We start from the raw sequence: 9810 nt of genomic DNA, 5'->3' as shown, positions 1-9810 counted from the left end.
GGTGGGGAAAGAACCCCGGCCAGGGGCCGGCCCGTCACTCCCTCGACTCGTGGACGAGGATCGCGACCTGGACCCGGTTTCCGCAGTTCAGCTTGGTCAGGATGCGGGAGACGTAGGTCTTCACTGTGGCCAGGCTCATGAAGAGCTCGCCGCCGATCTCCGCGTTGGACTTGCCCTCGCCGATGGCGTGGGCGACCTCGCGCTCGCGGTCGCTGAGCGTCGCGAGCGAGGCTCGGGCGCGGTCGGTCTTCCGGCGGCGCTCGTCGTGCCCTTCGCCGCGCACCACGTGGTCGATCAGCCGGGTGGTGACGGCCGGCGAGAGCATGGACTCGCCGGCGGCCGCGCCCCGCACCGCGCGCAGGAAGTCGGTCGGCGGCACGTCCTTCAGCAGGAAGCCGTTGGCCCCGGCGCGCAGCGCCCGCAGCACGTACTCGTCGGTGTTGAACGTGGTGAGCACGACGATCGCCGGGCCCGGGTCGCCGGGACCGCCGGAGCGCAGCTCCTCGGTGGCGGCGAGCCCGTCCATTCTCGGCATCCGGATGTCCATCAGCACCACGTCGGGCCGCAGTCGCCGCGCCGCGTCGACGGCCTCGACGCCGTCCACCACCTCGCCGACCACCTCGATCCCGGGATCGGCACCCAGTATCAGGGCGATCCCGGCCCGCACCAGGCCGTCGTCGTCGGCGATCAGGACCCGGATCAGGTCGGCCATGGCAGCCACGCCTCCAGACAGAAATCGATCACGCCGCCCTCCCCCCGCCGCGCACCGTAGTCGATGCGCCCGCCCGCCAGGGACACCCGCTCGCTCAGCCCCACCAGGCCGGACCGCGCGCCGGGCGGGGCGGGCGGTCCGGCCGCGGCGACCGCAAGCGGGTTGGCGACCCTGACGTGCAGTTCCCCCGCGCCGGTGCGGTCCAGCAGCACCCGGGCGCGGTGACCCGGCGCGTGCTTGCGGGCGTTCGTCAGCCCCTCCTGGACCACCCGGTAGGCCGTGCGGCCGATGGAAGCGGGTAGTGCGCCGGCCGCCTCCGGCAGCCGGTCGTCCAGCGCGACCACGGCGCCCGCCGCCCGGGACTCCCCCACGAGGTCCGCTATGTCCGCCACCCCCGGCTGCGGCCGGGTGCCGCCGGCCGAGGGCCCGGCGCCCCCCGGCCCCGAGCGCAGCACGCCCAGGATCTCCCGCAGGTCCTCCAGGGCCTGGTGGGCGCTCGCCCTGATGGTCCCGGCGACCTCGGCCACCTCCTCGGACCGCATGTCGGGCCGGACCTCAAGGGCCCCGGCGTGCAGGCTGACCAGGGTGATGCGGTGCGCCAGCACGTCGTGCATCTCCCGGGCTATGTGCTCCCGCTCCCGGCCGCGGATCTGGTCCGCCCGCAGCGCGGCCTCCGCCTCCGCGCGCTCGGCCCGCTCGCGCAGCGAGTCCACCAGCTCGCGCCTGGCCCGCACCACCATGCCCCAGGCCACGAAGGGGGTGAGGACGACCAACGACAGCACGAACGAGAAGACCGCGAGCCCCACCTCGGTGTAGCCGGCGCCGACCAGGGTGGGGTCGGGATGGAGCACCGCGAAGGGGACGCTGCCCACGGCGTGCGCCGCGGTCAGGGCCACCGCGACCCGCCACGGCCGGTGCACGGCGACCGTGAACAGCGACACCAGCACGGCGGCGGCCACCAACTCCGTCACCAGGCCGACCCCCAGCACCAGCACCGCCACCAGCACCGGCCGCTGTCGGCGCCGGCCGAGCAGCAGCGAGCCGGCCACCGCGAGCGCCAGGGCCACGCCCAGGTAGGGCGTCGAGAACCTGGGGTCGTCCCAGGAGTCGAAGAAGAGCAGCAGCGCGCACAGCAGCGACAGGGTGACGCAGGTGACGTCGACCACCCGGTTGCGCCGGTGGGAGCGCACCGCGGATCTCACGACCGCACCAGCGGACGCCAGTACTGCCGGGCGGACTCGTCCCGCACGGCGTATCCCAGCTTCTCCACCTCAGCCCGCAGCTCCGCCGTGTCGCCGGCGGCCTTCTTCCGCAGCGCCACCTCCCTGACCTTCAGCAGCGCGTTGACCGCCGCCGGCACCTCGGGAGCGTCGGGCACCCAACGCCGGTACAGCTCGGCGTACGGGTCGGCCTCGGCCCACGGGTAGCCGTGCGCGGTGAAGGCCCGCGCGACGTCCGCCCGCCGCTCCTCGATGGTGTCCCGCACCAGCTGCCTGGACTCGCGGTCCAGGACCACCAGCTTCTTGCCGTCCATGAACACGGCGTCGACAGCGGCCCGCTCGATGACGCGGGTGGTGTCGTCGAGCTGGACGCTGAGGCGGGAGTCACTCAGCGTGACCCGAAGACTGGTGGCGAAGGCGATCACCACGAGCAGCAGCCCGGCCAGCAGCCCGACCCCGGCGAGCGCGGCCCCGACCCAGCGGCCCTCGAAGGAGGCCACCAACTCGAAGGGGCCCCGCATCGGCATCCACGGCAGGCCCTCCACCCAGTCGGCGACGGGCGGCAGCAGCAGGCCGAGGCCGACGCCCAGCGCCGGCGCGCCGATCAGCAGGACCAGCCGGTCCACCAGGGGCAGCCACAGCTGGGTGGTCGGCTCCTCCGCCTCGGTGGGCATGCGCTCGCTCCTCGCCTTCTCGTCCGGGCCCTCCGTCCGGGCCCGCGCGCCACGCCGCGCGGGCACCCCTCGACGCTAAGTCCTCGATCACCCTCCGCGACAGTCATCCAAAGTCGGATCCTCTCGTCCCGGGAGCCTCACTTTCGTCGTGAACTCAATGACCGAAAGGCGACTTAGTTCCGCAACCGAATCGGGCATGGACAGGCCGCTTAACGCGTAGGCAACATGTGGCGCCCTCAACTCCCGACCAGATGTTCGATGGAAAGGCGGCGTCCCGTGCGCCTGCGTGTACTCCTGTCGCTGCTGTCGGCGACGCTGATCGTGCTGGTGGTGCCTCCCCTCCTCAGCGACGAAGACCCCGCCGGGACCGGCACCAACATCCCGGGCCTGCGCTTCATGGTGCCCAACACGCCGGGCGGCGGATACGACATCACCGCCCGCACCGCCGCGCGGGCCGCCGAGGACGCGGGGCTCACCGGCGGCATCGAGGTCTTCAACCTGCCGGGCGCCGGCGGCACCGTCGGCCTGAGCAGCCTGGTCGCCGACCACGGCAACGGCCGGATCGCCATGTCGATGGGGCTCGGCGTGGTGGGCGCCGTGCACACCAACCACACGACCTCCACCCTGGCGGACACCACCCCGATCGCCCGCCTCACCCAGGAGCCCGACATCGTCGTCGTCCCCGCCGACTCGCCGTACCAGAGCTTCGAGGACCTGCTCGCCGACTGGCAGGCCAACCCCGGCTCGCTGCCGGTCGGCGGCGGCTCCTCGCCCGGCGGCCCCGACCACCTGGCGCCCATGCTGATGGCCGAGGCCGCCGGCATCGACCCGCGCAGCGTCAACTACATCTCCTACGACGGCGGCGGCGAACTGCTGGCCTCCGTGCTCGGCGGCCAGGTCGCCTTCGGCGTGTCCGGCGTCGGCGAGTACCTGGACCAGATCGAGGCCGGCGAGCTGCGCGTGCTGGCCGTGACCAGCGGCGAACGCGTCGAGGGCCTGGACGCGCCGACCCTGACCGAGGCCGGCGTCGACGTCACCTTCACCAACTGGCGCGGCATCGTCGCGCCGCCCGGCCTGACCGACGCGGAGCGCGAGCGGCTGACCAACCTGGTCACCGAGCTGCACGACTCGCCCGAGTGGCAGGAAGCGCTCGAGGTCAACGGCTGGACCGACGCCTTCCTCACCGGCGACGAGTTCGGCGACTTCCTGGCCGCCGAGGACGAGCGGGTGGACGGAATCCTGAGGGAGCTCGGCCTGTGAGCGACGAACGAGCGGCAGCCGAGCCGCGCACACCAACCAAGGGTCAGAATCGCCGCTCGGGCGGAGAAGCGAACGAGGGAAAGCTGTGAGTACTTCCGAATCGACCGCCTCAAGGACCGGGCTGCGCGAGCGGCTGCGTGGCCGGTCGGAACTGGGCGTCAGCGCCCTGCTGTTCGCGCTTGGCCTGCTGGTGCTCGGCGACGTCATCACCATGAGCACCGACTTCACCCAGCGCGGCCCGGTCGGCCCCAAGACCGTGCCCACCGTGGTCGGCGTGGCCCTGCTCGTCGTGGCCGTGCTGCTCGCCGTGGACGTGCTGCGCGGCGGCCGTGGCGAGGCCGAGGGCGGCGAGGACGTCGACCTCGACCGGCCGGGCGACTGGCGCACGGTCGCGCTGCTGGTCGGCGCCTTCCTCGGCAACGCCGTGCTGATCCAGCCCCTCGGCTTCCCGATTGCCGGTGCCCTGCTGTTCTGGGGGTCGGCCTTCGCCCTCGGCAGCCGGGCCTACGACCGCGACCCGCTGATCGCGGCCGGCCTGTCCGTCGTCACCTTCTTCGTCTTCGACACCCTGCTCGGCACCCCGCTGCCCGGCGGCCCGCTGATGGAAGTGCTGTAGCCTCATGGACTCACTGAACTCGCTCATCGAGGGCTTCGGCACCGCCCTCACCCCCACCCACCTGCTGTGGGCCGCGGTCGGCGTGCTGCTCGGCACTGCCATCGGCGTGCTGCCCGGCATCGGCCCGGCCATGGCACTGGCCCTGCTGCTGCCCGTCACCTACGCGCTCGACCCCACCGCCGCGTTCATCATGTTCGCCAGCATCTACTACGGCGGCATGTTCGGCGGCTCCACCACCTCGATCCTGCTCAACACGCCGGGCGAGACCGCGGCCGTGGTCGCCGCCATCGAGGGCCATCCCATGGCCCGCTCGGGACGCGGCGCCCAGGCCCTGGCCGCCGCCGCCATCGGCCACTTCACCGGCGGCCTGATCGGCACCGTCCTGCTGGTGCTGCTCGCCCCCCTCGTCGCCGAACTGGCCGTGGACATCGGCGCGCCCGACTACTTCGCCATCATGGTGCTGGCGTTCATCGCCGTTACCTCGGTGCTCGGCAGCTCCCGCATCCGCGGCTTCGCCTCGCTGCTCATCGGTCTCACCATCGGCCTGGTGGGCCTCGACCGCCTCACCGGCCAGCAGCGGCTGACGTTCGGCACGCTGGAGCTCGCGGACGGCATCGACGTGGTCATCGTCGCGGTCGGCCTGTTCGCCATCGGCGAGGCCCTGTGGGTGGCGCTGCACCTGCGCCAGGGCACCCAGGAGCCCATCCCGGTCGGCCGGCCCTGGCTCGGCAGGGACGACCTGCGCCGCACCTGGAAGCCCTGGCTGCGCGGCCCGTTCATCGGCTTCCCGTTCGGCGCCGTCCCGGCCGGCGGCGCGGAGATCCCCACCTTCCTGTCCTACGTGACGGAGAAGCGGCTCTCCAAGCACCGGGACGAGTTCGGCAAGGGCGCCATCGAGGGCGTGGCGGGACCCGAGTCCACGGCCTCCGCCTCCGCCTCCGGCACCATCAGCGCCATGCTGACGCTCGGCCTGCCGACCACGGCCACCACGGCCGTGATGCTGGCCGCCTTCCAGACCTACGGCATCCAGCCGGGACCGCTCCTGTTCGAGCGCGAGTCCAGCCTGGTGTGGGCGCTGATCGCCTCGCTCTTCGTCGGCCTGGTGATGCTGCTCGCGCTCAACCTGCCGCTGGCGCCGCTGTGGGCCAAGCTGCTGCGTATCCCCCGCCAGTACCTCTACGCCGGCATCCTGTTCTTCGCCGCCGTGGGCGCCTACGCGGTGAGCTCCCAGCCGCTCGACCTGGTGATCCTGCTGGTCATCGGCCTGATCGGGCTGTTGATGCGGCGGTTCGGACTGCCCGTGCTGCCCGCCGTGCTCGGCGTGATCCTCGGCCCGTCCGCCGAGCTCCAGCTGCGCCGCGCGTTGCAGATCAGCGACGGCAGCCTCAGCGGCCTGGTCAACTCGCCGTTCGCCGTGACGGTCTACGCCGTGATCGGCGTGATCCTGCTCTGGCCGCTGCTGCGGAAGGCACTGCCGCGCCGCGACCGCACGCCGGTGGCCTAGCCCTGTCCGCGCGGACCGCCGCCCCTCGGCTCTCCTCCCGTAGCCGAGGGGCGGCGCCGTGTCACACCCCGACGGTACCGTGGTGACATGGGGGTCACTCAGGGACAACAGAGGCCGGTGGCCGGCGCGTTGCTCCACACCCTGCGCACGGTGGCGTGGCTCGCACCGCTGGTCTTCGCGGCGGTCACGGTGGCCGTGCTGCTGTTCACCGGCGAGGACGACGACGGGGTGGAGGGCATGCCTCCCGAGCCCACGGGCACCGTGGAGGCCTCCCCGCAGGCGCCGCCCACGGCCACCGCGGAGCCGCCACCAGGACCCGAGACGACCTCCGCCGAGCCCGGTGCCTCGTCGGGCGGCGGCGGTCCGCTGGACGGTCTCGGCTCAGCCGCCTCGATCGGCGCCCTCGCCGCCCTGATCACCGCGCTTGGCACCGCCGCCGCCCGGGTGATGGTGGCCATGGGCCAGCTCAGGCTCGCCAACGCCAACGCCGAGGCGATCCGCACCGGACGCCCGCCGGCCCTCGCCCCCGACGACGAGCCGGAGCCCGGCCCACCTGCCTGACGCGCCGGCTCAGCGTGGGGCGGCGCGGCCCTCAGCGGTCACCCTGACGAACGGCTCCCCCACCCCGTCGGCCGTCAGCGAGGCGTAACTCCCTGGCCGGCGGAAGGCGTTGCCCCAGGTCTCGCTGCGTCGGTAGGCGCGCAGCGTCGCGAGGTCGAAGACCGCCGGGTAGACGCCGGCCGCCTCGCCCGCCTCGATCACCAGCATGTCCCGCGACCCGGCGGGGCCGAACGCCATGCCGTCGAAGGCGATCGAGTGACCCCAGCCGGGGCCCGCGTAGTTGGCCATCGCCACCGCCAGCATGTTCTCGAAGGAACGGGCGCGGAACTGGGCGAGCCGGTTGACCTCCAGATCGCAGGCGTTGGGCGTCAGCACGAGTTCGGCGCCGGCCAGCATCAACGACCTGGCGCTCTCCGGGAACTCCCGGTCGTAGCAGATCATCGCCCCCACCCGCACCTCGCCGGCAGCGGTGTCCAGGGTGGCCACGTCGAAGGAGTCGCCCGGGGTGAGCTCCGCCTCGGGCAGGGCGAACGCGCAGGTGTGCACCTTGGCGTGGGTCAGCACGAGACGCCCGTGCCGGTCTATCAGGTACAGGGTGTTGCGCGGCGCGCCCGCCCACCGCTCCAGGCAGGTGAGCGCGATGGCGATGCCCAACTCGGCGGCCAGCGCGCGGAAGTGCGCCACATAGCCGGAGTCGACGGCGATCGGCTCGCCACGCCAGGCCGGCTCGCCCTCCGGCCTGGTGACGCGCGTGCGGCCGGCCCAGAGCTCCGGGTGCCGGTAGACGGTCCCGATCGGCTCCGCCGAGTGGTAGCCGTTGCTCCACATCTCAGGGAAGAGGGCGATGTCGGCCCCCAGCGCCGCAGCCCGCCGGCAGGCGGCCTCCCCCGCCTCTCTGGAGGCGGCCAGGTCGGGCTCGGGGCGGTCGAGTTGGAGCAGGGCGACGGTCAGTGTGGTCATGGTGCGGTGGTCCTTCCTTCGCTGACGGTGTTGGCTGACGGCGCTCACGTCTGGCGTCGGAAGGATGCGGGGGTGCCCGCGGAAGGCGGGACGGGCGTCAAAGCATGGGGCCACCCTAACCCGTGCGGGGGCGAGACCTCTGCCCTGCACCGCTGAGGTCTCGCCCACTGCTGCGAGTGTGCCGGAATCGCCGGAGAACGCCATGGGGCAGCGGCGGGATTCGGTCGCGGTGAGTGGCTTATTCACTACCAACGGTCAGAGCGGGAACGTCCCTTCGGAACGCCTCGCCGCGGCCGGCGAGCGCCGCCCGGCTGTGACGTCAGGGGCGCCTGGAGCGCGCGGCGGCCGCCCCAACACGGCCGGAATTCGCGAGACCTCACGCGGACGGCGCCAGCCGGGCCGCCAACTCCGCGATCTCCGCAGGGCCGACCCGGCAGCAGCCGCCGATCAGCCTGGCCCCCGCCTCCCGCCACGAGACGGCGTACTCTGCCGGCGACACCGCGCTCCCCCGCCAGCCGCGCCGCGCCGCGTCCCACTCCTCACCGCTGTTGGGGTAGGCGACCACCGGCTTGCCTGTGGTCGCCGCCACCTCGACCGCCGGCAGGACCTCCTCGGGCGCACAGCAGTTGACGCCGACCGCGAGCACCCGGTCGTCGCCCGCGGCCAACGCGAAGGCCTCCTCGAGCGGCTGCCCGGCGCGGGTGCGCCCACCCGCGACGGTGTACGACAGCCACACCGGCACCCCGCACCCCTCGGCCGCCCGCAGCAGCGCCTCCGCCTCGACGACGTCGGGCACCGTCTCCAGCGCGAGCACGTCCGGGCCCGCGGCGGCCAGCGCCGCGATCCGCGGCCGGTGGAACCGGGCGAGTTCGGCGACGCTCAACCCGTACCGGCCGCGGTACTCGCCGCCGTCGGCCGACACCGCGCCGTAGGGCCCCACCGAACCGGCGACCCACACCCGCCGCCGGCCCGCCGCCGCCCTGGCCAGCCGCACGCTGTCCCCGAACAGCCGCTCGGCGCCGGCCAGATCGACGCCGTGCCGGGCGAAGCCCTCGAAGGACGCCTGGTAACTGGCCGTGATCAACACCTCGGCGCCGGCCCGGACGTAAACCGCGTGCGCCGCGCGGATCGCCGCCTGGTCCTCGACCAGCAGGCGGGCCGTCCACAGCTCGCCGGCCACGGCGTGCCCCTGGGCGGCGAGCTCGTTGGAGAGCCCGCCGTCGAGGACCAGGGCACGACCGGCGAGCGGCGGCGCGGACACGTCAGCCCAGCTGGGGCGCGACCTGCGAGGCGATCACGTCCAGGTGGTCGAGGTCGGACAGGTCGAGGATCTGGAAGTAGAACCGGCTGGCGCCCGCCTCGGCGTACCGGCCGATCTTGTCGACCACCTCGGCCGGGGTGCCGGCCAGGCCGTTACGCTTGAGCTCGTCCACCTCCCGGCCGATCGCGGCGGCCCGGCGCGCCACCTCGACGTCGTCCTTGCCCACGCAGGCCACCAGGGCGTTCGAGTAGACCAGGTCGTCCGGCTTGCGACCGGCCTCCTCGGCGGCCCGCCGCACCCGCTCGAACTGCGCGGCGCTGTCCTCGGCGGAGGCGAACGGGACGTTGAACTCGTCCGCGTAGCGGGCGGCCAGCGCCGGCGTGCGCCGCTTGCCCATGCCGCCCACCAGGATCGGCAGCTTCGCCTGCGCCGGCTTCGGCAGCGCGGGCGACTCCGCCAGCTGGTAGTAGGTGCCGTCGTAGGAGAACGTCTCCCCCTCCGGCGTGCCGAACAGACCTGTCACGATGGCCAGTTGCTCCTCGAGACGCGGGAACTTCTCGGCCGGGAACGGGATCCCGTACGCCGTGTGCTCGGCGGCGAACCACCCGGCGCCGAGGCCGAGTTCGACCCGACCGCCGGACATGGCGTCCACCTGCGCCACCTGGATGGCGAGCACGCCGGGCAGCCGGAAGGTGGCGGCGGTCATCAGCGTGCCGAGCCGGATCCTGCTGGTCTCCCGGGCCAGACCGGCCAACGTCAGCCAGGCGTCCGTCGGGCCCGGCAGGCCGCTCACGTCACCCATCTTCAGGTAGTGGTCGGACCGGAAGAAGGCGTCGAAGCCGAGGTCCTCGGTGGCCTTGGCGACGGCGAGGAGGGTGTCGTAGGTGGCGCCTTGCTGGGGCTCGGTGAAGATGCGGAGATCCATGCGGGCATTGTCCCTTGGCGGGGGTGGGGTACGTACGACCCCCCACCACCTCGGCGCTGCGCGCGGCCCCGCACCGCACCGCGGTGCGGTGCGGGCCGCGCCGCGCAGGGTTTTGTC

10 protein-coding genes are annotated in these 9810 nt (G+C 73.4%); 4 read left to right on the top strand and 6 right to left on the bottom strand.

Annotation, left to right across the window (positions count from 1 at the left end; translation table 11 throughout):
• Positions 1-34 precede the first annotated feature (34 nt).
• The 3 genes from E1265_RS27550 to E1265_RS27540 are packed head-to-tail and all read right to left on the bottom strand — an operon-like array spanning position 35 to position 2606.
• Positions 35-712 (bottom strand): response regulator transcription factor, encoded by a 678-nt coding sequence (locus E1265_RS27550; RefSeq protein ID WP_132933704.1) that lies wholly within the window; start codon positions 710-712, stop codon positions 35-37.
• Positions 700-1914 (bottom strand): histidine kinase, encoded by a 1215-nt coding sequence (locus tag E1265_RS27545; RefSeq protein WP_132933703.1) that lies wholly within the window; start codon positions 1912-1914, stop codon positions 700-702. The genes E1265_RS27550 and E1265_RS27545 overlap by 13 nt, the downstream gene beginning before the upstream one ends.
• Positions 1911-2606, bottom strand: coding sequence for a hypothetical protein (locus tag E1265_RS27540; protein ID WP_132933702.1), 696 nt, complete (start codon positions 2604-2606; stop codon positions 1911-1913). The genes E1265_RS27545 and E1265_RS27540 overlap by 4 nt, the downstream gene beginning before the upstream one ends.
• Positions 2607-2882: 276 nt before the next feature.
• On the opposite strand from E1265_RS27540, the gene E1265_RS27535 reads away from it, so the two are divergent.
• The 4 genes from E1265_RS27535 (at position 2883) to E1265_RS37335 (ending at position 6547) form a co-directional block, all read left to right on the top strand.
• Positions 2883-3866: a tripartite tricarboxylate transporter substrate binding protein gene (locus E1265_RS27535; RefSeq protein ID WP_165953905.1), complete on the top strand. Its 984-nt coding sequence runs from the start codon at positions 2883-2885 to the stop codon at positions 3864-3866.
• Between the two features lie 85 nt (positions 3867-3951).
• Complete coding sequence (locus E1265_RS27530) at positions 3952-4482, top strand: tripartite tricarboxylate transporter TctB family protein (RefSeq protein WP_132933700.1); 531 nt, start codon at positions 3952-3954, stop codon at positions 4480-4482.
• A gap of 4 nt (positions 4483-4486) precedes the next feature.
• On the top strand, positions 4487-5986 hold the full coding sequence (locus tag E1265_RS27525) for a tripartite tricarboxylate transporter permease (RefSeq protein WP_132933699.1): 1500 nt from the start codon (positions 4487-4489) through the stop codon (positions 5984-5986).
• Positions 5987-6073: 87 nt separating this feature from the next.
• On the top strand, positions 6074-6547 hold the full coding sequence (locus E1265_RS37335) for a hypothetical protein (protein ID WP_165953904.1): 474 nt from the start codon (positions 6074-6076) through the stop codon (positions 6545-6547).
• A gap of 9 nt (positions 6548-6556) precedes the next feature.
• On the opposite strand, the gene E1265_RS27515 is transcribed toward E1265_RS37335, so the two are convergent.
• The 3 genes from E1265_RS27515 to E1265_RS27505 form a co-directional block, all read right to left on the bottom strand.
• The gene (locus E1265_RS27515) at positions 6557-7507 is read right to left on the bottom strand and encodes a carbon-nitrogen hydrolase family protein (RefSeq protein WP_132933698.1); all 951 of its coding nucleotides are present in this window, start codon (positions 7505-7507) and stop codon (positions 6557-6559) included.
• A 376-nt stretch (positions 7508-7883) separates the two neighbouring features.
• Entirely contained in the window at positions 7884-8768 is an 885-nt protein-coding gene (gene mmuM, locus E1265_RS27510; RefSeq protein WP_132933697.1) for a homocysteine S-methyltransferase, read from the bottom strand.
• Between the two features lies 1 nt (position 8769).
• A complete protein-coding gene (locus E1265_RS27505; RefSeq protein ID WP_132933696.1) occupies positions 8770-9693 on the bottom strand; it encodes an LLM class F420-dependent oxidoreductase in 924 nt (307 codons plus the stop codon).
• Between the last annotated feature and the right edge of the window lie 117 nt (positions 9694-9810).

The sequence above is a fragment of the Streptomyces sp. 8K308 genome, from assembly GCF_004348315.1.
GTDB lineage: Bacteria > Actinomycetota > Actinomycetes > Streptomycetales > Streptomycetaceae > Streptomyces.
This window is presented reverse-complemented; position numbering and strand designations above follow the sequence as displayed.